We start from the raw sequence: 26,153 nt of genomic DNA on the forward strand, positions 1-26,153 counted from the left end.
GCCTCGTGCTCGACGGTCCACCGCCACCCTCCCGGGCGGCGGCGGATCGGACGTGTCGGGTCCGAGCGGCAGCGCTATTCGCCGCGGGGCCAGCTCACCTCGCCGGCCGGGTGGACCGACTCCAGGAAACGGGGCTCGAACAACGGCTCCAGCGCGGGGATCTCCTCCAGCTGGCCGTTCTCCACCAGAACGGTCGCCTCGTCCTCCGTGCGGATGAGATCGATGCTGCCGAGCGGGTCTCCCTCCACCGTGTAGGTGCTGACCAGCTCGTACTCCTCCTGCCAGATGCGTGCGTTGTGCACGACGTCGTACTCCTGCTCGTCCTCCAGGGCCGCCGCGAACTCGACGCACTCGGTGACGTGGTCCCGGCAGTACTCGAACGCGTAGGAGAGCGACCGCAGGAAGTCCTCCACGACCGTCGGGTTGGCCTCCGCGTACTCGGCGTCGGTGGCCATCACCCCGAACGACCCGACCACGCCGAACTGGCCGGGCAGCCATTCGATGAACCGCGCGTCCATGGCGTCCAGCAGGAACGGCTCGTTGGACCGGTACGCCGTCAGCGCGTCGACCTCCTCCTCGACCAGGACGGAGGGGTCGTAACCGACCTCCACCAGCTCGATGGAGTCCAGGTCCACGCCCTCGGAGACCAGCATGGCCGCGACGGGCGGAGGCAGGGCGCCCTTGTGTCCGAGCATGGTGCCCGCCAGGTCGGTGAGCTGCTCCACGTCCGGGCCGGTCAGCAGCGTCGCGATCGGCACGTGCCCGTAGGTGGCGATGCCGATCACGTCGATGCCCTGCTCGTGGGCCTGGAGGATCTCCCCCTCGTTGCCCATCGAGGTGAACTCCGCCTCGCCGTTGCGCACCGTCTCGGCGTTGCCGAAGGTGTCACCGGTGCCCGGAACGATCTCGATGTCGAGGCACACGTCGTCGAAGTACCCGAGCGCCTCGGCCGCGACGGCCTCCAGGATGCTCACCGAGGCCTGGTACCGATAACCGGTGAGGTAGGTGACCGTGCCCGCGGCCGCGTTGGTCGCGCACCGCTCGTCGTTGACGACGGCGGCCGAACCGGCCTCCTCGTCCTCCTGTGCGCCGCCGCACGCGCTGCTCAGGAACAGGACCGAGACCGCGGCCGCGGATCCGAGGCGCGACCGCCGCCGTGGGGGTGGGGGGTGGGGGGTGGACATGGCCGGTGACTCCTTCGTGTCGGGGGCACGTGCCTCCGGGGCGGAAACAGGTGCGGTACACGACAGGACGTGCTTCATGGTGTGCGGTCGATCGCGCGCCGTAGTGGACGGGGCTCGCGTCGACCTACAGGGCTGCCGGGGCTGGGGACGTGGTGCGCGGGACGGGTACGGCCACCTTGCGTGCGGACGGTGACGATCAAAGGTGACCGTGATGATTCAGCCCAGGGAACACGCCTGCTCAGCACGAGTCGTATGCCGCATAAATCAGGACTTTAGTGGACTAAAACCCCTGTGGTATAGGGGTGCGGCACGCTGGTCACTGTGGGCTAAGGCTACGTGGGCGTACGCGCCCGATCGTCACCCGGCGTGATGTGGCGCTCGTCACTCGACATCGGGGCGATGGGGGCCGCCGTGGGATGACGGCGGCCCCCACCCCCCGCACCCCGGCACGGGGAGCGGGGGTGGGGAGTGGTCCCGGTCAGCGGCTCGTGGCCGTGACGGCCTCGGGGCGCAGACGCGGCATGACCGCCTCGCCGAACGCCGCCAGGTCCGCTTGGTAGTCCGGGAAGATCAGCATCAACCCGTCCAGTTCGGCGAATCCGACGATCTCCTGGATCCGTTCGGTCACCGTGTCGGGCGAGCCGACGACGAACGGCGTCTGGAACGCCTCGTCCTCCGGCTTCTCCGCGGTGAGGGAGAGCGCCTTGTCCGCGGGCAGCCCCCACGAGCGCTTCATGTTGACGATCGCGTCGATGTCCGCGCCCCGCCCGTACTCGGCGCGGCGGGCCTCGGCGGCGGCGTCGGTCTCGTCCATCACGACGGTCAGCATCGAGTACGTCCTGATCCGCCGACCGAGCGCCTGCGCCCGCTCACGCACGTCGCGGCTGGCGTCGCGCAGGCCCTCCAGGGTCGACGCGGTCAGGAACGACCCGTCGCAGTGCCGCGCCTGGAAGTCCAGGCCGGTCTCGGAACGGCCCGCGCTGATCAGCGTCGGCATCGGGTCGGGGTGCGGACGCGACCGGCAGTCCTCCAGACGGTGGAACTCACCGTCGAAGGTCACCGAGTCCTCGGTCCACAGCCGCTTGACCAGTGCGGTCCACTCCTCGGTGAACCGGTACCGGTCGGCGTGCGACAACTCCTCGCGCCACAGGCCCATCTGCGCGAACTCGTCCACGTAGGAGCCGACCACGATGTTCAGCCCGGCCCTGCCGCCGCTGATCTCCTGGAGGGTGGTGAACATCTTCGCGGTCAGGGCGGGGTGGAACAGGTTGGTGTGGACGGTCGACCACACCTTCACCCGCTCCGTGGCCTCGGCGAGCCCCGACATCATGGTCATGGACTCCAGGGTCCGGCCCCAGTGGTCGGTGGCGCCGTCGTAGCCGCGCCACTTGCCCATCGACATGATGAAGTCGAAACCGTTCTCCTCCGCCAGGACGGCGGAGCGGCGGTTGTACTCGTAGCTCGCCTCGGGGTGCGGAGCGGTCTCGGAGATGATCCACCCGCCGTTGCCGATCGGCAGGAAGAGACCGTACTCCGTCGGTGCCGTCACACCTGGTTCAGTCATTCCTTCAGACTCCTTGGTCACTTCCGTGCTCTGACTACTCTTCGGCGGGCCAGGTCACTTCGCCGTTGGTGTGGACGCCCTCCAGGAAGCTCGGCTCGAAGAGGGGCTCCAGCTCCGGCAGTTCGTCGAGCTGGCCCGCGTCCACGAGCGTCTGGCCCTCGGCCTCGGTCGCTTCGAGGTCGATGTACCCGACCGGGGCGTTCTCCCGGGTCGTGCCCGTGGCCAGGTCGCTCTCCGCCTGCCAGACGCGAAGGTTGTGCTCGACGTCGTAGCCCGAGTCGCTCAGCTCGGCCGCGTAGGCGACGCACTCCTCGCCGTTCTCGGTGACCACGCAGTACTCGAAGGCACGCGACAGTGCCCGCAGGAAGTCCTCGACGACGGTCGGGTTCTCCTCGGCGAATTCCGGCGAGGTCGCCATGACGCCGAAGGAGCCGACCACGCCGTACTCCTCGGGCCGCCACTCGGTGAACTCCTCGCCCATGTCCTCCAGGAGGAACGGCTCGTTGGAGCGGAACGCGGTCAGCGCCTGGACCTGGTCGCGCGGCAGGACGCTGGGGTCGTAGCCGACCTCGACCTGCTCGACCTCGTCGAGGTTCACGTCCTCGGTGGCCAGCATGGCCTCCAAGGGAGCGGGCAGCATGCCCTTGTGACCGAGCGTGGTCCCCTCCAGGTCGCCGAGCTCCTCGACGTCCGGGCCGGTCAACAGCGTCGCGATGGGCACGTGCCCGTAGGTGGCGATGCCCATGACGCTGATGTCGGACGTGTTCGCCTGGAGGATCTCGGCCTCGTTGCCCAGCGAGGTGAACTGCGCGGTGCCCGCGGCGACCAACTGGGCGTTGCCGATCGTGTCACCGCTGCCGGGCTGGATCTCCACGTCCAGGCACACGGAGTCGAAGTACCCGAGCGCGTCGGCGGCGATCGCCTCCAGGATGCTGACCGAGGCCTGGTACTGGTAGCCGGTGACGTAGGTGATCGTTCCGGCGGCCTCGTTGGTCGCGCACCGTTCGTCGTCGACGATGGTCGCGACCGCGGGCGCCTCGTCCTCCTGCTGCCCGCCGCACGCCGAGACCAGCAGGACGGCGGACGCCGCCGCCGCCGAGGCCGCTGCGCGTAGGCGCCGGGGGCGGGGAGGAACGATGGGGATGGTCATGCGGACAGCTCCGATCATGAGGGGTTTGTCAGTTGAGACTCGTGCCAGAACAGGAGTCTGCGCTCCAGGAGGGCGGTGAAGGCGAGCATGAGCACGCCCATCGTCGCCAGGCAGGCGATGGCCGCGTACACATGGGGCAACTGGGCGTTGGCCGCCGCGTTGCGGATCATCGTCCCGAGCCCGCTGGAGGACCCGGCCGCGACGAACTCGGCGACGACCGCCCCCACGATGGACAGCGGAAGGACCACGCGGAGCGCGGCCAGGGCGTAGGGCAGGCTGCTGGGAAGTCGCAGTTTCAGCAGCACCTCCAGCCGGGAGGCGTGCAGCGTCCTGAACACGTGCAGCGCCGGACCCGGGACCGAACGCAGGCCGGTGGTGACGTTGATCAGGACGGGGAAGACGGTCACGATCGCCGTGACGATGACCTTGGGAGTCATGCCGAACCCGAACGCCACCACCAGGGCGGGCGCCAGCGCGACGACCGGGGTGACGTTCAGGACGACGGCGAGCGGCATGATCGCCCGGCGCAGGACGGGGATCTCCGACATCAGCAACGCCAGGACGAACGCCGTTCCGGCTCCCCACGCCACGCCGAGCAGCGCGATCTGGAGCGTGGACCAGGCGTTCTCCACGAAGAGCACGGGGTCGGAGACCAACGTCCGGCCGACCTCGGAGAGTGTGGGAAGGACATAGGGGTGCTCGGCGGCGATCCACGACCACCCCGCGCCGACCAGCGCGACCGCGACGACGGTCGGCAGCCACACGCGTGGGGACAACGGGGATCGGCGCCCTCGGCGCTTCCTGGGGCGTCGGGGGCCGGGCGGGTTCCCGGACACGGGACGCGGTCGACGCCCGCCGATCTGTTGACGGTGGCCACGTTCTCTCCTCCCGTCACTGCGGGATCAGGTCGTCGGGGGCGGCGCCGCTCTCCCATGCGCCGAGCAGCGAGGCGCGGACGCGGTCCTCCAGGGCGTGCCCGCGGGGACCGGTCACCTCGTCGCCGCGCGGCCGGGGGAGGTCGACGGGGATCACCTCGTGCACGCGGCCGGGGCGGGCGGACATGACCACGATCCGGTCGGAGAGCGTGACCGCCTCCCGGACCGAGTGCGTGACGAACAGGACCGTCGTCGACATGCGCTCCCACAGGCGCAGCAGGTGCCACTGCAGCGCCTCGCGGGTGAACTCGTCCAGGGCGGAGAAGGGCTCGTCCATGAGCAGCAGGTCGGGGCGCGTGCCGAAGGCGCGCGCGATGGCGACGCGCTGACACATGCCGCCGGACAGCTCGTGCGGGTACTTGCGGGCAGCGTCCTCCAGCCCGACCATCCTCAGCAGCTCGTCCGGGTGCTCGGCGCCCTTTCCGGCCCTGCGGTTGACCCGGGCGGGCAGGGAGACGTTGCGCCGCACGTTCAGCCACGGCAGGAGCGCGGGGGTCTGGGGGACGAAGCCGACGGCCTTGGCCGCGCACATCTGGCGGGGCGTGGCGTCGAAGACCGTCACGGCGCCCTCGTCGTAGTCCTCCAGACCGGCGACGACGCGCACGAGGGTGGACTTGCCGCAGCCGCTGGGGCCGATGAGGCTGACGAACTGTCCCCGGGGGACGTCGAGGTCGATGCGGTCGAGGGTGGGCCGGTGCGGGTCGCCGCCCTCGTAGATCTTGGTGAGCCCACGGACCTCGATGCGTTCACTGGTCACGCGGCGGCCAACCTTCGGAAGCGCCGCCCCTGGTAGACGAGCGGGGCGGTCTTCCCGGCCCGGACGCGGGCGACGTCGACGAGGAACATCGTGTGGTCCCCCGCGGAGTGCCGTGCGTGCACCCCGCCCTCCAGGATGACGGCCGCGCCGGGCAGGACCGGGGCGCCCAGGTCGCCGCGGGCGAACTCGGCCGAGCCGAACTTGTCGGCCCCCCGCGTGGCGAACAGGGTGGAGAGGCGCTCCTGTCCGTCGGCGAGGACGTTCACGGCGACGGTGCGCGCGTGGGCGAACGCCTCGTGGCACTCGGCGGTGGTCGCCAGGAAGACCCCGATCAGCGGCGGGTCGGCGGACACGGAGACGACGCTGTTGGCGGTGAAGCCGTGGCGACCGGACTCGACCTCGGTGGTGATCACGCAGACGGACGTGGCCATGCGGGCGAGGCCGTCGCGGAAGGCGGAGGGGTCGCGGTGGGCGTCGGCGGCGTGCGGGCTGGGTTCAGGAAAGGTCAAGCCTGCTCCTCAGGGGACGGACACGTGCGCTCGGCCGCCGCGGGGAGGGGGCGGCGGCCGAGCCGGGGGACGGTGGAGTCTGCCGGATCACGTGCGTACCGGGAGTGCGTCGATGACCGAGGAGAGCGTCCGCGCGTGCCGGTCGTACCAGCGCACGGCGGGGTCGGTGTCGCTGCCCAGCTCCCCGAGCACGGCCTCCTTGAGGTACAGCGCTGGGGTGGGGCAGATGGCGGACAGCTCGACCAGGACCGGGCGCAGGGACGCCTCGGGGGCGGACGAGTGCGCGTCGGACGCGCCGACCATGAGGGGAACGCAGACGGTGCCGCGCAGCGACTCGGGGGGCATGCGGTCCAGGAAGGACTTGAGCAGGCCGGTGAACGTGCCTTGTAGACGGGGCTGGCCGCGACGAGCAGGTCGGCGGACCGCACGGTGTCGACGGCGGAGTCGACGTCGGCTGCGCGGGGGTCGAGCACGGCTGGGCCGTAGGCCGACAGGTCGACGGTCTCGACCGGTGCGTCGGACCGGATCGCGGCCGAGAGCAGACGAGCGAGGTGCTCTGCCGCGCGTGCGGTGCGTGAGCCCGAGCGGGGATTACCTACCAGCGCTACCACATGGGATGAGCCCACGGGACACCCTCCAGACAAGACTCCTCCGGTGGGGAACCGGAGACTTCGACGGAGAGCGGGCGGAAGCAGGATCGTCGACGGCCCGCGGAGATCGTTGACCCGTCAAAGGTAGGGGCGAAAAATGGATGAATTGTGAAGAAGTGGTCACGGGACGATATCCATACGCTGCACGTTCCGCCCCTCGTCCACCAGGTGGACCTCGATCCGGTGAGCGGCCAGGGCCGCGGGCAGCCAGGCGCCGTGGCCCAGCAACCGGGTGAAGGGCGTGCTCAGCGCCAGGACGGCCCGCGCGTCGGGAAAGCCGGTGTCCCTGAGCCAGGCGAGCTTGAAGGCGTCGGCGATGACCTTGTTGCGTTGGTTCGACTTGATCTGTCCCCAATGGATGTAGCACTGGCCGAGCACGGTCGTGGGGGTGTCGTCCGCGCAGTCCACGCCGACTCGGACGCCGCTCGGGAGGGTGAACTCCCGGGGGGCGAGCGGTGTTCCGAAGTAGGCGGAGAGCGTCGCGTGTGGTTCTGAGGGACCTGTACGGTCCTTGGTGTCCATCAGCGCATGTCTCGGTGTGTGCCCCATGTGACGAGACGATAATGCACGGGAACCCGCAAGGCACGGGGCTTGTGCCTTTGTGCTCACTCTCGGCGAGAATTTCCTGGGACTTCGTCTCGCCTCGTCGCGCAGAGTCGCGTGACGCTCGTCACATCGCGTGCATCGGCGTTGATCACGACCATCGTGGTGGTCGTACGGTCGGGGCGCTGGGACCCCTCCGAACATGGGAGAACGACGTGGCGACCGACATCCCCCGAACCGCGACCTGGCGTGCGTGGCTGGGCCTCGCGGTGCTGACGTTGCCGCTGCTCATGTCGGCCACGGACATGACCGTCCTGTTCCTGGCGCTGCCCGCCATCGCCGCGGACCTGGCCCCCAGCAGCACGCAGCTGCTGTGGATCCTGCACGTGGCCTCGTTCCTCCAGGTCGGCGTGGTGCTCACCATGGGGTGGTTGGGCCCGCGGATGGGACACCGGCGGCTGCTCACGGCCGGGGTCGCCGTGTACGGCGTGTCCTCCCTGGCCGCGGCGTTGTCGTTCGACCCGACCATGCTCATCGCGACGCGGGCGGTGATGGGGATGGCGGCGGCCTCCCTGCTGCCGAGCATCACCTCCCTGCTGCGCGTGATGTTCCCCGACACGCGTCAGTTCTCCGCCGCCATCGCCGTGGTCATGAGCTCGTTCTCGGCGGGGATGGCGATCGGACCCCCGCTGGGCGGTGTGCTCCTGGAGTACTTCTCCTGGGGATCGGTGTTCCTCATCAACGTTCCCGTGGCGGTGCTCCTGCTGCTGTTCGCCCCGCTGCTGCCCCGCGTCGAGGGGGAGCGGGCACAGCGCCTGGACCTGCTCGGCGTGGTGTTCTCGGTGCTGGCCGTCATCGCGGTGATCTTCGGGCTCCAGGAGATGGCCGACGACATGGCCAGCGGGTCCGGCGCCCGATGTGGCCGTACCTGGTCTGCGTCGCGGCGGGGCTGGTGCTCGGGGCGCTCTTCGTACGGCGGCAGCTGAGCGTGCCGGAACCCCTCCTCGACCTGCGGCTGTTCTCGACGCCCGCGTTCTCGGTGTCCCTGGTGGCCATGCTGCTGATGCTGCTGGGCGCGGGCGGGGCCGACATGCTGCTGGCCCAGTACCTACAGGCGGTGGAGGGGATGTCACCGGGGCGGGCGGGCCTCCTGCTGGTCGCCCCCGCCCTGGGCTCGATCGTCGGCGGCCTGCTGCCGACCGTCCTGAACCGGTGGGCCCGGCCGGGCTTCGTCATGGGGTTCGCGCTGCTGGTCGCGGGAGCCGGGGCCGCGGCCATGGTGTGGTTCGTCGGCGGTGGGAAGCTGCCGGGAATCGTCGTCGCGGCGGTGGTGATCCAGTTGGCGCTGGGGCCGCTGTTCACTCTGAGCTACAACCTCATCATCGCGTCCGCGCCGCTGAGGAAGGCGGGATCGGCCGCCGCGATGGGTGACGTGGCGGGCGGCTTCGGCAACGCGCTCAGCCTCGCCTTCCTGGGCAGCCTCGCCGCGGTGGTCTACCGGCGGCTGCTGGACGGCGCGGGGCTGGAGGAGGTCCCGCCGCACGCGGTGGAGGCGGCGGGGGAGAGTGTGGGCGGCGCGACGGCGGTCGCGGAGACACTGCCCGGCGGGATCGGGGGCGAGCTGCTGGAGGCGGCGCGGTCGGCGTTCACGGTCGCGGTCCAGACAGGATACGGATTCACGGCGGTGGTGCTGGTCCCGGTGGGGCTCGTCGTCCTGTGGGCGCTGCGGGGCGTGCGGTTGGAGGGCCTCGGCGGCGGCGCGGTCGGCGCCGGAGCCCCCAACGACGACTCCGACGGCGGGAGCGACGCCGAGCGGAGGGAGCCGCAGGACGCCTGACGGCTGTGCCGTGGATGCCGTCCGTCGCGCAGCGGGGCAGGCGTCCTGCGGCACACGCCCTCGGACACGAGCCGGACGCCGGCCTCCGCACGGCTGAGCCGTGCACCGACGGAGGGACGGTAACCCGCGGTACCCGCTCGGCACGCTGACGGGCCGCGGTGACGGGAGGCCGCGGGACGCCTCCCCGCCGGGGAGCCGCCGTCCGGTCCGCTGGGCCGCCGGGAGTGGCCCGCCGCCGACAGGTCCGATCACTCCGTCCGGGCGCGCGCGGCGTCGGGAGGTCGTCGGTGCAGGCCCAGCGCGCCCAGCTCGGTCCGCGAGGCGACGCCGAGCTTCGGGTAGGCCTTGTACAGGTGGTGGCCGACGGTACGCGGGCTCAGGAACAGCCGCGCGCCGATCTCCCGGTTGCTCAGGCCGGTGGCGGCCAGCCGGACCACCTGGAGTTCCTGCGGAGTGAGACGGTCCCACAACTCCTCGGCGGCGTCACGGGCGAGGGTGTCGGTCGCGCGGATCTCCCCCGTCGCGCGCAGCTCGGCGCGGGCCCGCGCCGCCCACGGCTCGGCACGCCAGCGGAGGAAGTCCTCCGACGCCGTGCGCAGGTGCCGCCTGGCCTCGGTCATCCGTCGACGGCGGCGCAGCCACTCCCCGTAGAGCAGCCGGGTCAGGGCCTGGTCGAAGGGGAGGGCGTCCAGCTCCAACGCCCTCTGGAAGTCCGCCCCGGAACCGTCGATCAGGGCCCGGCACCGCAGCGCCACCGACCGTGCCCAGGGCTGCCGGGTCGCCTCCGCCCAGAGGGCATACCGGTCGGCCGCGTCGGCGGCCCGGTCCGGCCGTCCCAGCCGGAAAGCCGCCTCGACCAGGACGGGGAGACCGCCGACGACCCCCATGGGGCGGTCACCCGCCACCACGTCCTCCAACCGGACCACGGCCTCCTCATAGCGGCCCCGCCCCAGGTCGAGCAGGCTGAGCGCGGCGGCGGCCTGCGTGCAGGCGGGGGCCACGCCGAACTCCAGGGGTTCGGCGGCCAGCTCACGGCAGCGACCGTCGTCCCCCTGACGGGCGGCGATCAGGGCCCCGGCCGCCAGAAGCTCCACACGCGCGTGGTCCTGACAGGTCTCCGCAGCGTTTCGGAGGCCGTCGTCGATGGTCGCGCGCGCGTCGCGGAGTCGGCCGAGAAGGGTCTGGGTGTGCGCGAGCACCACCTGGACACCGGGCAGGACCGCCAACGCGCCCTGGTGGCGGCATTCGCGTTCGAGGTCGGCGGCCAGCCGGCGGGCGCCGTGGAGGTCGCCCACGACCAGGTGCAGCCGGGCGCGGGTCACTCGGTCGTGCGGCGTCTCGGCGGCCGGGGAGGGCTCGGCGAGGAGGGAACGCAGTTCGCGGACGCCCTCGGCCACGTGCCCGACGTCGAGCCGGTTGGTCGCGAGCGCCGCCCTGGCCAGGGCCCGGGCCGATGCCCCCTCGGGGAAACGGGCGGCGTACGCGCCGATGCCCGCCACGCAGTCGAAGTCGTTGGCGACCCACGCAGCCCGGACGGCGTCGACCAACAGTGCTCCAGTCTCCTCCGCGCCTTCGCTTCCTCCCGCAGCGCCGGTGCCGCGCGCGCCGAGGGCGCCTCGGGCGGCCCCCTCCCCTGGGGTGTCCTCAGGTCCGCCTGCGCCGCCGGTTTCCCTGTCCCGCTCCGGCGGCGCGGTGCCGTGAGCGCCGTCGGTGCCTGCGCTACCCGAGGTTTCCGGGGCGTCGCTGACCACTCGGGGTCCGGCCGCTCCGGCGCCGTGACCGATCGCACGGACGCCCGTACCAGGATCAGTGACCCCCGCGTCCAGGACGGTGCCGAAGAGGATCCGGTGGGCCTCGCCCGCCTTCCCGTCAGCCACGGCGAGGCGCGCGCGCAACCGGGCCACGGCGGCCCGCCCCGCCAGGTCCTCGTGGGACGGGTCGACGCGGGAGACCAGCTCGGCCGCGCGGGCGAGGTCCCCGGCGTCGAAGGCCGCTTCGGCGGCGTCCACCGTGCGGCGACTCCGGTCCCGGAGGCTGGGGCTCAGCGCGGCGGCGCGTTCGTAGGCGGTTGACACGGCCGAGAGCCCGCCACGTCTGCGCGCGCGCTCCGCGGTTCGCGCCAGGAGGGCGGCGACGCCTTCATCGGGCTCCGTGGCCGCGGACGCCAGGTGCCAGGCGCGGCGGTCGGCGGTGTCGGGCGCGACGCGAACACCGCCGCCAGCGCCCGGTGCGCGGCGGCGCGCGCGTCCGAGTCCGCCCCCCGGTAGACGGCCGACCGGACCAGCGGGTGGCCGAACTCCACCCGGCCCTCGGACACGTGGAGCAGCCCCTCGCGCTCGGCGGGGCGCAGGTCGTCCCGGCGGACGCCCAGACCTGCGGCGGCGCGGAGCACGGCGGAGACCTCGCCGGAGTCGTCGGCCGCCGCGACCAGGACCAGCGTGCGCGTCGGCGCGGGCAGGGCGGCGACCCGCTCGGCGAAGGCGTCCAGGACCCGGCCTGGTTCGCCGGACCGGCGGTGCGGGCCGCCGTCACCCGACAGGGTCAACGCCAGCGGGTTCCCGGCAGCCTCGGCCAGCACGCGTTCCCTCTCCCGGCGCGGGAGGTCGGCGGCGCGCTGCCGCAGTAGGGCCTCGGCGTCCGCGCGGGAGAGCCGCCGGACGGGGAGTTCGTCGACGTGGGGTGTGGCGAGCTTGGGCGCGTGCGGCTCCCGGACCGCCATGAGGACGGCGACCCGTTCCGCCTCCAGCCGCCGGGCCGCGAACAGCAGCGCCTCGGCCGAGGCCTGGTCCAGCCAGTGCGCGTCGTCGACCAGGCAGAGCACCGGATCGGTCTCCGCGAGGTCGGCCAGCAGGGTCAGGACCGCCAGCCCGACCAGGAACCGGTTCGGCACGCCGCCGTCGTCCGCCCCGAGCGCGCCGCGCAGCGCCCGCGCCTGGGGGCCGGGCAGCGCGTCCACCCGTTCCACGGCCCTGCCCAGCAGCAGGTGCAGACCCGCGTAGGGAAGTTCGCTCTCCGTCTCGACCCCTGCTCCGCGCAGAACGCGCATGCCGGTCGCCCCGGACCGGGCGTACTCCAGCAGCGCCGACTTGCCGATCCCGGCCTCGCCCCTGAGGACGAGCGCGCCGCCGCGCCCGGACCGGGCGGCGGCGACGAACGCGTCGATCCTCGCCGTCTCCCCGTCCCGTCCCCACAGCACGCGCCCACGCTACCGAACCGCGGTCGGCCGCTGGTGGAACACCTCCTCCCGCACGATCCGACCGGTCCGGACGGTGAACAGCGAGATCTCGGCGTAGGCGCGCCGCGGCCCCGTCCGCGGGGAGGTGGAGACGGTGGAGACGAACGTGAACCGCACCGCGAACCGGTCACCCCGGACGAGCGGCTCGTCGACCTCGACGCCGTGGATCTCCCCGGTCCCGGCCACCGCCTCCAGCCGCCGCTCCATGCCGTCCACCCCGAACTCCACCGGAGACCCGACCATGTCGTCCGATGCGACCAGCACGTAGTCCGGCGCGGTCATGCGGTCGAGGACCGCCCGGACGTCGCCGTGCTCGATCGCCCGCACGTACTCGGCCGCCACCCGCGCCGTCGACGGCACGCCCTCGGAGACGGCGTTCTCGGGGAGGAAGTCCGCCAGGTGGTCGGCCACCCACCGCCGGTAGGGGAGCGCGGGACGGCCGAGCACCTCGGCGACGTCGGCGGTGACCGGCTCGGAGACGCGCGTCATCGTCGCCATCTCGGCCATGGTGTCCTCGACCGCGTCCTCGGGCAGCCAGGTGCGCAAGGCCTCGCGCGTCTCCTCGGGGGTCTGCTCCTCGAAGCGCAGGTCCAGGCCGGTGACCTCACCGATGATCCGCACGCGTTCCGCCTGGCTCAACACCTCCGGGCCGGTGACCGCGAACACCGCGCCGACATGGTCGTCGGTGGTCAGCGCGCGGACGCCGACGGCGGCGAGATCGGCCTCATGGACGACGGACCTGCGCCAGCCCGCGAACCCCTCGCGGACCACACCCCCGCCGCGCACCTGTTCGGCCCAGGCCAGGTCGTTGCCGGCGAAGCCCCCGCCGCGCACGAAGGTCCACTCCACCCCCGACTCGCGCAGGATGTGTTCGACCCGGGCGTGCGACGCGTTGACGGGGTCGTTGGGCTCGGCCGCGCCCGCTCCCGTGGAGGACAGGTAGACCACCCGGCGGACGCGATCGGCGATCAGGGCCAGAACCCGCGGGGCGACGGCGTCGGCCTGGAGAGTGGGCCAGACCAGGAACACGCGGGTCACGCCGTCGAGCGCCGCGTCCAGGGAGGCGGCGTCGGACAGGTCGCCCCTGACCACCTCCACCCCGGCGGGCAGGCGGGCCGCCGACGGGTCGCGCACCAGCGCGCGCACGTTGGTCGCTCCCGCGTCGAGCAGCTGCCGTGCCACCTGGCCCCCGACTCTGCCCGTGGCACCGGTGACCAGGTACGTTCCCTCGTTCTCGTTCATGTGGACGACGCTACGGATCGACGGCCGGACGCGGCATCAGTCAACCGACTGGCGTGACCGGGGTCCGCTACGACCCGCAGCCCTGCTCCCGGTCCCTGGGCAGCCGGACCGACCGCCGGTGACGGAACACGTCGAGCGGGTTCCAGCGCCTCTCGCGCCGTCGGGTGGGAACCGCGGGCGAGTGACGGGCAGCGCCTGTCGCCGGGGCCGACGGCGGTCATCGGAGGGAAGGCGTGTCGGTCATGCGAGACGCCCGAACTGTCAGGAGAACCGAACGCGGCCGGCGTACCCCGCCCTGTTCACACGAAGAGCGGTCATGTGGATGCCGTGGGGCACGAGCTCCGGGTCTGCCCTCCACGGGACGGGTGCGCCTGTAGGGTCCCGGGGCGGCTGGGGCCGTGCCTGGTGCCTTCTGGTCCCTCAGGCCTCGGCGCCGCACGTGGCGGCGGGCTCGCGGGTCTCCTCGGTCTCCCGTTCCTCGCGCTGGGTCCTCAGCTCACGGCGCTGCCAGCCCGGCTGGGCTCGAAGGGTCCACATCAGTTCACGCTCGGCTTTCCCTGGAAGTTGCGGATGATCTGTTCCAACAAGGAGTGGCTCTTGCTCTCGGCTGGCATGAGCAGCCACGCGAGGATGTACACGAACACGCCGCCGCCCAGCAGGGCGAAGGCCGCGAAGGCGACGCGGACGATCGTCGCGTCGACGCCGAGGAAGGCGGCGATACCGCCGCAGACACCGGTGAGGAGGCGGTCGGAGTCACTGCGGACGAGGCGTCCTCGGAGTTTTCCGTTCATGTCTCCAGCCTGCCGGTCACCGACGACGTTTCCCATCGGGGACAGCCCTGGGCCGCCCCTGACATCCCCCGGAGCCCCCCGGGCGGGGAGGGGCGCCGACGCGTCCCCGCACCGACTTGGACGGCCGCGGAGGGCGTGTCGTTCCTGAGGCGTGGAGCACACTCGGGGAGGGGTGGGGCGCGGGATCTCCCGGCATTCAGTTCGCACACTAATAGTTAGTCCACCAATAGAAGTGGGGCGATGGCGCGACGTCGACGGCGGTGGCGGCGCGGGGCGGAGTCCCATGGACGGCGCCCACGCCCTGCGGGGCGCCGTCCCGTCGGCGGTCGGGTCGTCAGGCCGACCAGTGCGGCACGGTCCGAACGCGGAACGTCGAAGGCTCCGGCGGTGGCGCCGCCCACCCGCTGGCGGCGACGGAACCGAGCCGTACCGGCCCGCCAGCCCCCTCAGGCGGCGGCGACGGCGTCCCTCTCCGGCTCGGACCGCTCCCGCTCCCCGAGGGTCGTGGCGAGCGGGTGCTCCTGGACGAACCAGGCGAGTGCGAAGCCGACCAGCACGATCGGCACGGCGAAGAGGAAGATCGGCGGGAGCGCCCCGGCGAACGCCTCCACGACGAACTCGCGCACGGGATCGGGCAGGCCCTGGAGTATCTCGGGGGTCATGGAGCTGATCCCGGCCTCCCCGCCCTCGAACGCCACACCGTCGCCCGGAAGGCCGGCCATCCGGGCGTTGAGGCGGGAGACGAAGATCGAACCGAACACCGCGATGCCGAAGGACGCGCCGATCTGGCGGAAGTAGTTGTTCGCCGAGGTCGCCGATCCCAGGTCGTTCCGGGGCGCAGAGTTCTGCACGATGAGCACGAGGTTCTGCATGACCATGCCGACGCCCAGCCCCAGCACCAGCATGCTGAGACCGTTGTAGAGGTAGGGCGTGTCCGCGTCCATCCGCGAGAGCAGCACCAGGCCAACCGCGATGACGGCGGTGCCGATGATCGGCCAGTGCTTGTAGCGTCCGGTCGCGCTGATGAGTCGCCCAGTAGTGATGTTACTGGTGAGTATGCCGAACACCATCGGGAGCATGAGCAGCCCGGACTGGGTCGCGGTGGCGCCGTTGACCATCTGGAGGAACGTGGGCAGGTAGGAGACCGTGGAGAACATGGCGATGCCCACGGTGACGCCGATGAGGGCGGTGAGCACGAAGTTGCGGTCGGCGAAGAGCCGCATCGGGATGATCGGCTCGGCCGCACGCCGCTCCACCAGGACGAACAGGACGGCCGCCAGGACCGCGCCCGCCGCCAGACCCAGGATCTGCGGGCTGACCCAGTCGTAGGTGGTCCCGGCCCAGCTGGTGAGCAGGACCAGGCACACGCTCGTCGTCGCCAGCAGGACGGTCCCGAGGTAGTCCAGCTTGGGCCGGGGGCCCGACGGCTGGGGAAGGCGGATCATCGTGGCCGCCGTGACCAGGGAGATCGCGCCGAGCGGCAGGTTGATGTAGAAGATCCAGCGCCAGTCCAGGTGGTCGGTGAAGAACCCGCCCAGCAGTGGACCGGCGATCGCGGAGACGCCGAACACGGCGCCGATGACGCCCATGTACCTGCCGCGCTCGCGCGGGGAGACGACGTCGGCGATGATCGCCTGCGCGCTGATCATCAGACCTCCGCCGCCGATCCCCTGGAGGGCGCGGAAGGCGATGAGCTGCGGCATGTTCTGGGCGAGCCCGGCCAGGACGGAGCCGAGGAGGAACACCACGATGGCGAAGACGTACACGTGGCGGCGGCCGAAGAGGTCTCCGGCCTTGCCGTAGATGGGCATGCCGACCGTGGCCGCGAGCATGTACGCGGTGACCACCCACGAGAGCTGCTCCAGGCCGTGCAGCTCACCGACGATCGTGGGCAGCGCCGTGGCCACGATCGTCTGGTCCAGCGAGGCCAGGAGGATCGTCAGGACGATCGCTAGGAGGATCCAGCGCAGCCGCGAGCGGCTGACGCCCTCCTCGGGTCCTGGGTGTGTGGAAGGCATGCGACTCCGTTCGGGAACGAACCCCGGGAGGCCCCTGGGGCGGTGTGGATACGCGTCAGTCGTCGGAGGGTGCGTAGGCCCGGCCGACGTTGCGGAACGCGTCGCGCAGCACGGCGCGCATGTCCGCCGCGTCCTCTCCTTCCGTGAAGTGGAGGGACTTCATGGTCTGCCGCGTCACGGCCATGGCGGTCGCGGCGACCAGTTGCGGTCGCGCGTCCTCCGGTGACGCGCCGGTCCGTTGCGCGATGGCCCGGGAGATCTCCTGCTCCACGTTGTGGAAGCGGGCGAGCATGCCGGGCACCAGCTGGGGCTCACGTTCCATGAGCCGCTTGCGCAGGTGCATGGCCTCGCGGTGCGCGGCGAGAGCCTCCGGGCTGATGAGGGATGTGGTCAGCAGGGTGATGAGGTCGTCGACGAACGCGCCGGTGGGGCCGCCCTCGGCGAAGACCCTCCGGGCCTGCTCGTCGGGCGTCGGCGGAACGTCGCCGAGGAGGGCTTCCTCCTTGGTCGTGAAGTAGTTGAAGAACGTGCGCGTGGAGACGTCGGCCTCGGCCGCGATCTCCTCGACGGTGACGTGCTCCAGACCGCGCTCCAGAGTGAGCCTGGCGGCCGTCTCCTCAAGGGCGCGGCGCGTGGCCTGCTTCTTGCGTTCACGCAGTCCCATGGTGTCCTCTCCCTTGCACGGTCAATATTTGCATGACGTGCAAGCTTTCTCAATGTGTATTGTTTCACTCCGTGCAAAGCAAGACGGCCCCGCCCGGGGGGCGGAGCCGTCGGTCCGTGCGCGGTTGCCTACATCTTCGTCGTGCGCAGGGGGCGGACGTACACGACCACCCTCTCGTCGGAGGGCTGGTGCCAGGGGTAGTCCCTGTCGAGGTACTTGTGCGACATCGCGTTGATGAAGCCGAGGTCGGCGTCGTCCTCCACACGGTCCACGACCCCGCGCACCTCGAAGTAGTGGTAGGGGTTGTCGGGGTCAACGGCGGAGATCGCCAGACGGTTGTCGCGGTCGAGGTTGCGGATCTTCTGCCGGGTCCTGGTCTGGCTGAACCTCAGGAACTCCCCGTCCCAATCGATCCAGACAGGGCTCGAATGGGGTTCGCCCTGCGGGCCGATGGTGGCCACGTGGGCGAACGCGCGCTTGGTGAGGATGTTCTGAACTTCTTCCGGGACGGTGGTCATGGCGTGCTCCTCGTCGTCGGTCGGGTTGACGGTTCCGAGTACACCAACGGATCGGGGAAGCGTAAAGGGGGACGGGGGGTCCACGTGCCATGGGGGGTTTGCGAACTCGGAGGCACGCGCTGGGCGCACACGTCGACATGTGGACCGGGAACCTCAGTAAGCTGCCCGTTGTCCCCCTTGTCCCACCGAACGCGCCCGGCCCCCTCGACGTTGCCACCAGCGACCCGGACCGGAGCAGAAACACCCAGGAGCAGACCCCTCCGTGTCCCTCTTCGAAGCAATCTTCCTCGGCCTGGTCCAGGGGCTCACCGAGTTCCTGCCCATCTCCTCCAGCGGCCACCTGCGCGTGGTCTCAGCCCTGTTCGGCTGGCCCGATCCGGGAGCGGCCTTCACCGCCGTCAGCCAGATCGGGACCGAGATCGCGGTGATGATCTACTTCAGGAAGCGGATCTGGGCGATCCTGTCCACGTGGTGCAGGTCTCTGATCAACCGGGAGCTGCGCGCGGACATCAACGCACGCATGCTGGTACGTCATCATCGGCTCGATCCCCATCGTCGTCCTCGGTCTGCTCTTCGAGGAACAGATCGACAGCGTCTTCCGTGACCTGCGACTGATCGCGCTCACCCTCATCGTCTTCGGTGTCATCCTCGGCGTCGTGGACCGCTACTCGCGCAAGCACCGCGGTCTGGAGGACCTCACCGTCAGCCGGGGCCTGGCCTTCGGGCTCTTCCAGTCCCTCGCGCTCATCCCGGGTGTGTCGCGTTCCGGCGGGACCATCACCGGTGGGATGCTCCTGGGCTTCAACCGCAAGGACGCCGCCGAGTACTCCTTCCTGCTCGCGCTGCCCGCCGTGTTCGGCGCGGGCGTGTACAAGCTCACCGACATCGGCGGCGACGAGTACGCGGGGTGGGCGGCCACCATCGTGGGCACGGTCGTCGCGGGCGTCGTCGGGTTCGCCGTGATCGCCTGGCTGATGAGGTTCATCTCCACGCACAGCTTCATGCCGTTCGTCTACTACCGCGTGGGCCTGGGCATCCTCATCCTGACCCTGGTCGGCTTCGGCGTGCTCAGCCCGCAGGGCGGGGCCGAGTCACAGCCCGGCCACGGTGAGGTCATCGCGGAGGAGACGGTTCCGGCGGAGGAGTCTGCCGAGGCCACGCCCTCTGCGGAACCCTCGGAGCAGCCGTCCCGCGCCATCCCGAGCGTCGACCCGACCACCGGTTGGGAGATCGACTCCGAGGTGGGTCTGCCGCGCAACCCGGGCACGGGGCTTTACTACGACCCCGAACTCGGGATGGACGTCAACTACGACCCCGTCGCCGGGCTGGCCACCAACCCGGTGACCGGCGACCAGTACGATCCCATGGAACGGTACGAGACCGTCGAGTGACCCCCGCCCCCAAGCGCCGCGGACACCTCCTCCGGACGGGGTCGCTCGCCGTTGGAGGCGTTGGGCGGCCCCGTGCCGCCGTTCGGGTCAGCCGCTCGGATCCCGTGCTGCTGCGGTAGAGTGGTCTGCGGCGAACGCCGGGGCCGTGGAGCCGAGGCGGATCGCGGGCCCCTAGCTCAATTGGCAGAGCAACGGACTTTTAATCAGCGTGAACATTCCGCTTAGTCGCAACAAACCCGCAGGTCAGCGCCGTTGCACGGGACAATCCGGGCGGCTGTTCCACCTCAGTTTCGCTCGATGTGCGCTCGTCAGCCGCGTCTGTGCTTCGAGGTCCGCGAGAACCTCGCCGTGGTGTGATCCGTGCACCGTTCCGGTGGCCCCCTGCCAGTGTGAATGCGCGGTGTTGTTTTCCTGGGGCGCCGGACATGAAATGATCGACTGCTTTTTCAGCCTTGGCTCGAAGCTGGCGTGACGGTACCAGGCTCTCACTGTCGGAATTTGCATAGAGGGAGTCGAAGAAGAGTCCGAGCTGCAAGGTAAAATCCTGGTGGCTGTTGACTCTTTTGGCGCCACAAGCTGTTCCTGCGGAGATCTTCGCGCCAAGAGTGGTGTTCTCTGCTGAGCACCCTGAGTTATGGTGGGCCTGAGTGGTCTAGGGCTAAGCCGCTGGTCGCGACTTTGACTGGCAGCGTCGAGCCCCCACACGTGGCCGGGTAACTTTACCTGTATATTGCCACCATGACGGTGACTGCAGCAGCCCCTCCCCCCAGCTGGCCTGAAGATGCGCTGCGGCTTAACACCATCTGCCCGTACTACACGATGTTCCCGCTGGATTTCCCACTCCAGCAGCTTGCTGCCCATCCTGAGGCCACGCGGGTGCTCGACCCGTTCTGCGGGAGAGGCACCACGCTGTATGCGGCTCGCCTAGCCGGACTGCCGTCAGTTGGTGTCGACATCAACCCCGTCGCTGCTGCCATTGCTCAGGCCAAGCTCATCCGGGTCACGCCTGGCGCTGTGGTTCGGCTTGCGCGGCAGATTCTCAATCGCGGCATGCCGGGTGAGGTACCCGAGGGCGAGTTCTGGCAGTGGTGTTACGAGCGCGAGACATTGCGCGAGCTGGTGATACTCCGTGAAGCCTTGCTAGAGATGACTACGCCAACAGCGGCGATGCTGCGGGCGGTCCTACTCGGCATCCTCCACGGCCCACGCAACAAGAACCTACCGTCGTACCTGTCGAACCAGATGCCGCGCACCTACGCCTCCAAGCCTGCCTACGCGGTGAAGTTCTGGAGAACGCGTGACATGGAGCCTGTACGCATCCCGGCTCTAGATGTCATCGAGCGACGGGCTAAGCGCCTGCTGGACGCCGCCCCGCTCGCCCACGGCGGCCGGGTCTACCTTGGCGACTCCATCGAGACCCTCAATGGACTGAGACAGCGATTCGACTTGGTAGTCACCTCACCCCCGTATTACGGCATGCGTACCTACGTAGCCGACCAGTGGCTGCGCTCGTGGTTCCTCGGTGGACCTGCGGAAGTCCCGTACAGCACCCATGGGCAGATCGCTCGCCAGCCGAACCAGGAGGCGTTTATCCAGGCCCTAGCGAGGTGTGGGCCGCCACAGCCCGCCGATGCCGCCGCGCGCCCGACTCGCAATCCGCTTCGGTGCCCTGCCCTCAGCTCGCACCAACCCGGAGGAGCTGCTTCTAGCTTCCATCAAGGAAGCGAAGACCGGGTGGGTCGTCAAGGATGTTCGGCAAGCTGGCACTCCACCCAAGCGCGCCCGACAAGCTGCGCAGTTCGGCAAGGCTGGCTCTGCTGTAGACGAGATCGACGTTGTTGCCGAGCTGGTCGGACCGTCCCGCTGATCGGGCAATCCGGACATTTCCTGGAATCACGTGTCACATTGTCGCTGCCCCGTGCCATGCTGTGGAGACAGATATGTGAACCACCCGTCTGTCACAGTCCGAACGTGGTGTGGGGAGAGGCATGTTCGACGCCGACCAGATCAAGCAGCTCAAGCAGCTGATCGGCGACCAGGTCGAAGCCGGCCGCGCAGAGTTGGACAAGCTGGTCGAGCAGGCCCGGGCCATCAGCTCCGGGGTCAAGGTGATCAAGCCTCGAGCGGGAACGTCGGTAGCGCTGATGGCGTCCGACGGCGGTAACAACAAGGTCGCCTTCAACCCCTTCTACCTGCAGGTCGTCCGCGTCGTGGACTCCAACGGCAAGGAGCTATGTCTGGAGGTGGTCTCCCCGATCGCCGATGTCGAGGCTTTAGGGAGACGCCAGTTCCATGAGGACGGCAGCCCACGCACCGCCCTGGGAAAGATGATGCAGGGGTTGGGCGTGGACACGCTCAAGGACCTGTCACCGATGATGTCGGGTAAGTCGCCTAGCTGGGTCCTGGTCTTCCGAGACCTGTGCGAATGGGCCACGCTCTACGATCTGATCTGCCACCGCGATTACGCTGTCGACACCCTGATCGTCCGCGACGGCCTGCTACGCAGCAAGATCTTCCACGGCGAACTGTTCGTGAAGATGGGCGAGCAGATGTACGACGCCATCGAGCGGATCTGGCGCCGCGACCGACGCAAGGTCTGGCTGGTGGGACTGGCAAAGAAAACCCAGGTCCTAGAGTACTACCGGCTAGCTATCTCGTTGTCGGGCGTATTCGACAACGGCGCCGCCTGCTTCGCCAAGGTCCCCGCAGAGATGCTCGATGAGGCATACCTGTGGGACGAGTACACCCGGGACGTCAAGGACGATTCCCCTGGCGAGAAGCCGAAGTTCAATTTCGGCTCGATGTACTTCGTCCGCTTCGGCCCGTACTCCGGCGACCCGATCTGGACCGTGGACTTGATGTCTCACCAGGACAAAGAAGCCAGGCGATCTTCGGCTACTTGCAGGCAGACGCGGTGGCTGGCTTCCCCATCCCTCTCTACCCCAACTGCATCCAGCAAGCTGACAGCTTCTCCCGGGTCGCTGACCTAGACCTGGACATCATCGAAGACCAGCTTGTTGACGCTGTCCGTGACCAGGTCGGCGAGGATAAGGCTCCGGTCATCGACGCTCTGCGGTTGGCCTCCGACGTGGCCGCCCGCCGCTACGAGTAACACCTCTCATCCTGTCAGTCCCACACATCCTGTGGAGCAAGAACCGTCATGAGCCTGTTCGAGCGCGACAAAGTCGTCGGCACCTTCCGCGGCTTCTCTGAAAGCGGCATGGAATTCCACGCCGACCTTGTCCTACCGCACCACGACGACTTCCAGACCACGGCCATGCACGGCCAGTTCGTCCTTGTCCAGCTCGAACACGAACAGGAGGCGATCCTCGGGCGAATCACCACCATCGCCTCTCAGGGACGCCTGGTGTCCCCCATCGGCGAGGACTATGCCACCCGTGCGGTGCGTGATCAGCGGCCAATCCCCGATGAGCTACGGGAACGCTACCTGAAGTACAAGGTCGACATCCGCATCCTCGGTGTGCTCCGTGAGGACGGCGGCAAGCACATCTTCGTCCCCAGCCATCGGCGCCTTCCGCAAGTTGGCGCTCAGGTCGCACTTCTGTCTGACGACCTCCTCGCGGAGGTCGTCAACGCCAAGGACACCGCCGACGGAGCGGTCCCCATCGGCTATCTCGCCTTCGGCGAGTTTGTCTACGCTGGCAACGACAAGCGAGTGGGCGACACGTCCTGGATGAGGATCCAGCAGCCAGCGATCATGCCGACTTTCCAGATCGAGAAGCTCATCGCTCGGCGTAGCTTCGTCTTCGCTCGTGCTGGCTTCGGCAAGTCCAACCTGGTCAAGCTGTTGTTCTCAGCGCTCTACGAGACGCAACCCACCGTTCCTCGCCTCAACGGCGAGTTCCGTAGGTACGGTGATCTTCGATCCGGATGGCGAGTACTTCTGGCCCGACTTCAAAGGTCGTCCCGCACTGTGCGATGTACCACACCTGCGCGACAAGCTCGTCGTCTTCACCAACCGCAAGGGGCCCAGCGAGTTCTACGACTCCTTCGTAGTCAACGGTGTCAAGCTCAACATTAAAGAACTGAGCCCCGCGCGAGTGCTCGGTATCGCATTGCCGCCGGAGAGGCAGGACCACCAGAACGTCGTCAAGCTCAAGGCACTCGATCTGCCACGCTGGGGTCAGCTCGTTGACCTGATTCACCGCCACAAGGGTGGCACTGACCCGGCTGAGGCCCAGAAGATTCTCAACATCAAGGGAATGTCGGATGTCGAGATCAACGCCGCGATCAGCAATATGACGCGCGTGATCAACGCTCTCCATGACCCCAACAGCAAGCTACTGAGCGCACTGAAGGACTGCCTGAGCCAGGGCAAGCTGTGCGTGGTCGACATCTCGCAGATGCGCGGCGCCCAGGGACTGCAGTTGGCCGGTGTGATCCTCGGTGACATCTTCGAACACAACCAGAACCAGTTCACCGAGGCTGACCCAAAGTCCATCCCCACCATTGCGGTCATTGAAGAGGCCCAGTCCGTCCTCGGCGGCTCCAATCAGAGCGAGGACGGCCCCTTTGTCTCCTGGGTTAAAGAAGGTCGCAAGTACGACCTCGGCGCCCTCTTGATCACTCAGCAGCCTGGCAGCCTCCCCCACGAGCTGCTGAGCCAAGGCGACAACTTCTTTGTCTTCCATCTGCTGTCGCAGGGCGACCTAGTTTCCCTAAAGAAGGCCAATGCCCACTTCTCCGACGATCTGCTTGCCACGCTGCTCAACGAGCCCCTCGTCGGCAACGGAATCTACTGGTCCAGCGCCCCCGGCACTGACCAGAATTCGCGCCCTTATCCTATCTCCGTGCGCGTGTTGAGCTTCGAAGACGGCAACGAGAGGGCGGACCCTAAGTACGACAAGCCAGCCCCCGAGCACTTCGCGGCCCAGGAGCGTTTTCGTGTCGATACGCGACGTCGCGAGGCCAAAGAAGCGGCTGCTGCCCTTGCTTCCCGCCACACTGGCGACGAAGATATCGACGATACGGAGTTGCCTGCCGACGACGGCGCTATCGCCATCCTGCACCTCGACAACACTACCGACTTCCATAGCCGGATCAAGAGTGCACGCGGCATCAAGTGGTCACATATCGCCTACATCCTCAAGACGAAAGCGCCGGAGCACGCCGTACGCACGAGCTCCGACTGGCAGTGGGGATACGAGCTAGTCCTGAGGGCATTAAACGAGCTGTATCCAGACCAATGGATCCGGGACCGCCGGGATGATGACACTGGAAAGGTCGCGACATTCGTCATGCTAAAGGAGTACGGTCCGGAATCGGAGTCGGAGTCGGATGTGAATGATACTCCGATCGAATCCGCGCAGAACGAAGAGGAGCCCCCATTCTAAATACGAGTCGTCGCTGAAAGGAGCGAATCTCTGTTTGGTGGACGCACAGGGGTAGGGATGAAAAAGTCTTTATTGAGTAGGCCCCCAGGGGCTCGAACCCTGAACCCACGGATTAAAAGTCCGTTGCTCTGCCAATTGAGCTAGGGGCCCGCGATTCACCTCGGACCCATGGCCCTGGCGCTCGCCGGAGACCACTCTACCGCAGCAGCACGGGATCCGGGCGGTTGACCCGGGCGGGGACACACCACCCGACCGCCACACCGACGAGCACGACAAACCCTGCCTGAGGCGGAACTCCGGCGACAGAGGAGCGAACACCGAGCACACGAACCAGGCCAGGAAGCACAGGACCCCGTCGGAGTCGGGGTCGTACCCGAGTGCTCCAACGGGGACCGGGGTGGCGAGTTACGCCTTCGCGCTACCAGGTTTGAGCATCGCGGCGGTGGCCTCGGCCGCCGCCTTGGCCACCTCGGGGAACACCGTTTGGTAGGTGTCCTGGGTGAAGTGAGTGGTGGCGTGACCGAGTTCGGCGGAGACCACCTTGACGTCTACCCCGGCGGCCAGACTCATCGACGCCGCCCCATGGCGTAGCCCGTGCAAATCGATGGGCGGGAGCCCCGCCGCCCGGCTGATGCGCTGAAACCAGTCCGTGACCTGGGCCGGGTGCCACGCCGACCCGTCCTGGCGCGTGAACACCAGCCCCGAGTCGACCCAGTCCGCTCCGGCGGCGAGCTTGGCCTCCAGTTGACGGCGGCGCCAGGCCCGCAGGATCCTCACGGTGCCGGTGTCCAGGGTGATGGTTCGTTGCCCTGCGGCGCTCTTGGGTGTGCAGGTGTGGGTTTCCCAGCCGAGCTGGACGATCTGGGTGCGGATGTCGATCTCGCCGTCGCTCATGCGGGTGTTGGCCCACGGCAGACCGACCGCTTCACCTCGCCGCAGGCCCTTGACCGCGATCAGGTGGTACAGGGCGAACAGCCACGCGTACTTGCGGGCGTGCTTGAGGAAGCGGATGGTCTGGTCCGGGGTCCAGACCATCACCTCACCGGGAATGGTGCCGTCCTTCTCCCACTGGGCGACCCGGTCCGCAGTCCACACCAGCGGCTTCTTCCTCGGGCATGAGGGCAGACGGGCGTGGGAGGCGGCGTTGACCACCACCGGCAGGTCCGGGCGGCGCACTGCTTCGGACAGGGCGCTGCGCAGTGTGGCGCGGATGCGGTGCTTGGTGGACAGCGACACCACCTTCCTGCCCCGCACCGAGGCCACGACCGCCGGATCACCGGACTCCCGGCACTCCAGGATGAGCTCGTTGTCCTCCTCGATCCCGGCGAACATCGCCTCCACGTGGCGGGCCTGCAGCTTGTCCAACCGGAGCCGCCCCAGGTGGGGGACGAGGTGGTTACGGATGTGCCCGGCGTAGGAGCGGCGAGTGTTGAGGGTCAGTGCGGGCTTGCCGTCCAACCACTCGGCCAGCCACTGCTCCACGGTGGGAACTGAGGGGCCATCAAAACTCCGGACAGCTTCTCTTGTGAACTGTCAGACGGCGAGACGATAACTCAGATGCTCGTCCTCAACCTCTTGGGGAGTCCTGTACCCGAGTGCCGGAATGAAGCCTCCGTTGATTATAGAACCCTTCGATGTACTTGACAAACTGAGCCTTTTTCATCCTGCTTCGCGGAGTTGAAGCACCAGCACCGCGCGGGTGATCTGGCCGGCCCGGTGCGGGCAGCAGCGTAGGCGGCGTAGGACATCCCAGTTCTTGAGTTGGGCGATCGCGCGCTCGCCGGGTGCGCGGAGCTTGGCGTGGGCAGAGT

19 protein-coding genes, 1 tRNA gene and 4 pseudogenes are annotated in these 26,153 nt (G+C 69.0%); 5 read left to right on the plus strand and 19 right to left on the minus strand.

The window, feature by feature from the left end:
* Positions 1–74: 74 nt before the first annotated feature.
* From BJF83_RS08600 to BJF83_RS08635, 8 genes and pseudogenes are all read right to left on the minus strand, one after another.
* Entirely contained in the window at positions 75–1,184 is a 1,110-nt protein-coding gene (locus BJF83_RS08600; protein ID WP_075925868.1) for an ABC transporter substrate-binding protein, read from the minus strand.
* 478 nt (positions 1,185–1,662) lie between these two features.
* Positions 1,663–2,748, minus strand: coding sequence for an LLM class flavin-dependent oxidoreductase (locus BJF83_RS08605; RefSeq protein WP_075925869.1), 1,086 nt, complete (start codon positions 2,746–2,748; stop codon positions 1,663–1,665).
* A 34-nt stretch (positions 2,749–2,782) separates the two neighbouring features.
* Positions 2,783–3,898 carry an ABC transporter substrate-binding protein gene (locus tag BJF83_RS08610; RefSeq protein WP_075925893.1) on the minus strand — a complete coding sequence of 372 codons (1,116 nt, stop codon included), beginning with the start codon at positions 3,896–3,898 and terminating at the stop codon, positions 2,783–2,785.
* Positions 3,899–3,912: 14 nt separating this feature from the next.
* Positions 3,913–4,758 carry an ABC transporter permease gene (locus BJF83_RS08615; RefSeq protein ID WP_394329314.1) on the minus strand — a complete coding sequence of 282 codons (846 nt, stop codon included), beginning with the start codon at positions 4,756–4,758 and terminating at the stop codon, positions 3,913–3,915.
* Positions 4,759–4,789: 31 nt separating this feature from the next.
* Complete coding sequence (locus BJF83_RS08620; RefSeq protein WP_075925871.1) at positions 4,790–5,590, minus strand: ABC transporter ATP-binding protein; 801 nt, start codon at positions 5,588–5,590, stop codon at positions 4,790–4,792.
* The gene (locus BJF83_RS08625; RefSeq protein ID WP_083678462.1) at positions 5,587–6,099 is read right to left on the minus strand and encodes a flavin reductase family protein; all 513 of its coding nucleotides are present in this window, start codon (positions 6,097–6,099) and stop codon (positions 5,587–5,589) included. The genes BJF83_RS08620 and BJF83_RS08625 overlap by 4 nt, the downstream gene beginning before the upstream one ends.
* A gap of 87 nt (positions 6,100–6,186) precedes the next feature.
* A pseudogene (locus tag BJF83_RS30945) lies at positions 6,187–6,725 on the minus strand (NADPH-dependent FMN reductase).
* 144 nt (positions 6,726–6,869) lie between these two features.
* Positions 6,870–7,271 (minus strand): hypothetical protein, encoded by a 402-nt coding sequence (locus BJF83_RS08635; RefSeq protein ID WP_075925872.1) that lies wholly within the window; start codon positions 7,269–7,271, stop codon positions 6,870–6,872.
* Positions 7,272–7,507: 236 nt separating this feature from the next.
* On the opposite strand from BJF83_RS08635, the gene BJF83_RS30435 reads away from it, so the two are divergent.
* Positions 7,508–8,278, plus strand: a complete 771-nt coding sequence (locus BJF83_RS30435) for an MFS transporter (protein ID WP_075925873.1) — start codon at positions 7,508–7,510, stop codon at positions 8,276–8,278.
* Positions 8,209–9,129 (plus strand): hypothetical protein, encoded by a 921-nt coding sequence (locus BJF83_RS30440; protein WP_075925874.1) that lies wholly within the window; start codon positions 8,209–8,211, stop codon positions 9,127–9,129. The genes BJF83_RS30435 and BJF83_RS30440 overlap by 70 nt, the downstream gene beginning before the upstream one ends.
* Positions 9,130–9,377: 248 nt before the next feature.
* On the opposite strand, the gene BJF83_RS08650 is transcribed toward BJF83_RS30440, so the two are convergent.
* From BJF83_RS08650 to BJF83_RS08680, 7 genes are all read right to left on the minus strand, one after another.
* Entirely contained in the window at positions 9,378–11,204 is a 1,827-nt protein-coding gene (locus BJF83_RS08650; protein ID WP_075925875.1) for a helix-turn-helix transcriptional regulator, read from the minus strand.
* The gene (locus BJF83_RS08655; RefSeq protein WP_075925876.1) at positions 11,171–12,325 is read right to left on the minus strand and encodes an AAA family ATPase; all 1,155 of its coding nucleotides are present in this window, start codon (positions 12,323–12,325) and stop codon (positions 11,171–11,173) included. Before BJF83_RS08655 ends, BJF83_RS08650 begins: the two co-directional genes overlap by 34 nt.
* Positions 12,326–12,334: 9 nt before the next feature.
* Complete coding sequence (locus BJF83_RS08660) at positions 12,335–13,606, minus strand: NAD(P)H-binding protein (protein ID WP_075925877.1); 1,272 nt, start codon at positions 13,604–13,606, stop codon at positions 12,335–12,337.
* 536 nt (positions 13,607–14,142) lie between these two features.
* Entirely contained in the window at positions 14,143–14,397 is a 255-nt protein-coding gene (locus BJF83_RS08665; protein WP_075925878.1) for a PspC domain-containing protein, read from the minus strand.
* A gap of 446 nt (positions 14,398–14,843) precedes the next feature.
* Positions 14,844–16,415 (minus strand): MDR family MFS transporter, encoded by a 1,572-nt coding sequence (locus BJF83_RS08670; RefSeq protein ID WP_075925879.1) that lies wholly within the window; start codon positions 16,413–16,415, stop codon positions 14,844–14,846.
* Between the two features lie 55 nt (positions 16,416–16,470).
* Positions 16,471–17,079, minus strand: a complete 609-nt coding sequence (locus BJF83_RS08675; RefSeq protein WP_075925880.1) for a TetR/AcrR family transcriptional regulator — start codon at positions 17,077–17,079, stop codon at positions 16,471–16,473.
* Positions 17,080–17,207: 128 nt separating this feature from the next.
* Positions 17,208–17,597 carry a PPOX class F420-dependent oxidoreductase gene (locus BJF83_RS08680; RefSeq protein WP_075925881.1) on the minus strand — a complete coding sequence of 130 codons (390 nt, stop codon included), beginning with the start codon at positions 17,595–17,597 and terminating at the stop codon, positions 17,208–17,210.
* 262 nt (positions 17,598–17,859) lie between these two features.
* Between BJF83_RS08680 and BJF83_RS08685 the strand changes: the two are divergent.
* Both BJF83_RS08685 and BJF83_RS08695 read left to right on the plus strand, forming a co-directional pair.
* A pseudogene (locus tag BJF83_RS08685) lies at positions 17,860–18,988 on the plus strand (undecaprenyl-diphosphate phosphatase).
* A 1,988-nt stretch (positions 18,989–20,976) separates the two neighbouring features.
* Positions 20,977–21,978: a hypothetical protein gene (locus BJF83_RS08695; protein ID WP_262391409.1), complete on the plus strand. Its 1,002-nt coding sequence runs from the start codon at positions 20,977–20,979 to the stop codon at positions 21,976–21,978.
* Here BJF83_RS08695 and BJF83_RS28745 read toward each other — a convergent pair.
* Entirely contained in the window at positions 21,975–22,103 is a 129-nt protein-coding gene (locus BJF83_RS28745; protein ID WP_262391410.1) for a hypothetical protein, read from the minus strand. The two genes, BJF83_RS08695 and BJF83_RS28745, sit on opposite strands and share 4 nt — an antisense overlap.
* A 760-nt stretch (positions 22,104–22,863) precedes the next feature.
* Here BJF83_RS28745 and BJF83_RS08705 point away from each other — a divergent pair.
* Positions 22,864–24,342, plus strand: a complete 1,479-nt coding sequence (locus BJF83_RS08705) for an ATP-binding protein (RefSeq protein WP_075925883.1) — start codon at positions 22,864–22,866, stop codon at positions 24,340–24,342.
* 77 nt (positions 24,343–24,419) lie between these two features.
* Here the strand turns inward: BJF83_RS08705 and BJF83_RS08710 are convergent.
* The 3 genes and pseudogenes from BJF83_RS08710 to BJF83_RS08720 all read right to left on the minus strand — a co-directional run.
* Positions 24,420–24,492: transfer RNA gene (locus BJF83_RS08710), tRNA-Lys, on the minus strand.
* A gap of 255 nt (positions 24,493–24,747) precedes the next feature.
* Positions 24,748–25,830 (minus strand): annotated as a pseudogene (locus BJF83_RS08715) (tyrosine-type recombinase/integrase); the annotation flags it as partial.
* A gap of 171 nt (positions 25,831–26,001) precedes the next feature.
* Positions 26,002–26,153 (minus strand): annotated as a pseudogene (locus tag BJF83_RS08720) (IS5/IS1182 family transposase); the annotation flags it as partial.

Origin of the sequence: Nocardiopsis sp. CNR-923, from assembly GCF_001942255.1 — a bacterium.
GTDB lineage: Bacteria > Actinomycetota > Actinomycetes > Streptosporangiales > Streptosporangiaceae > Nocardiopsis.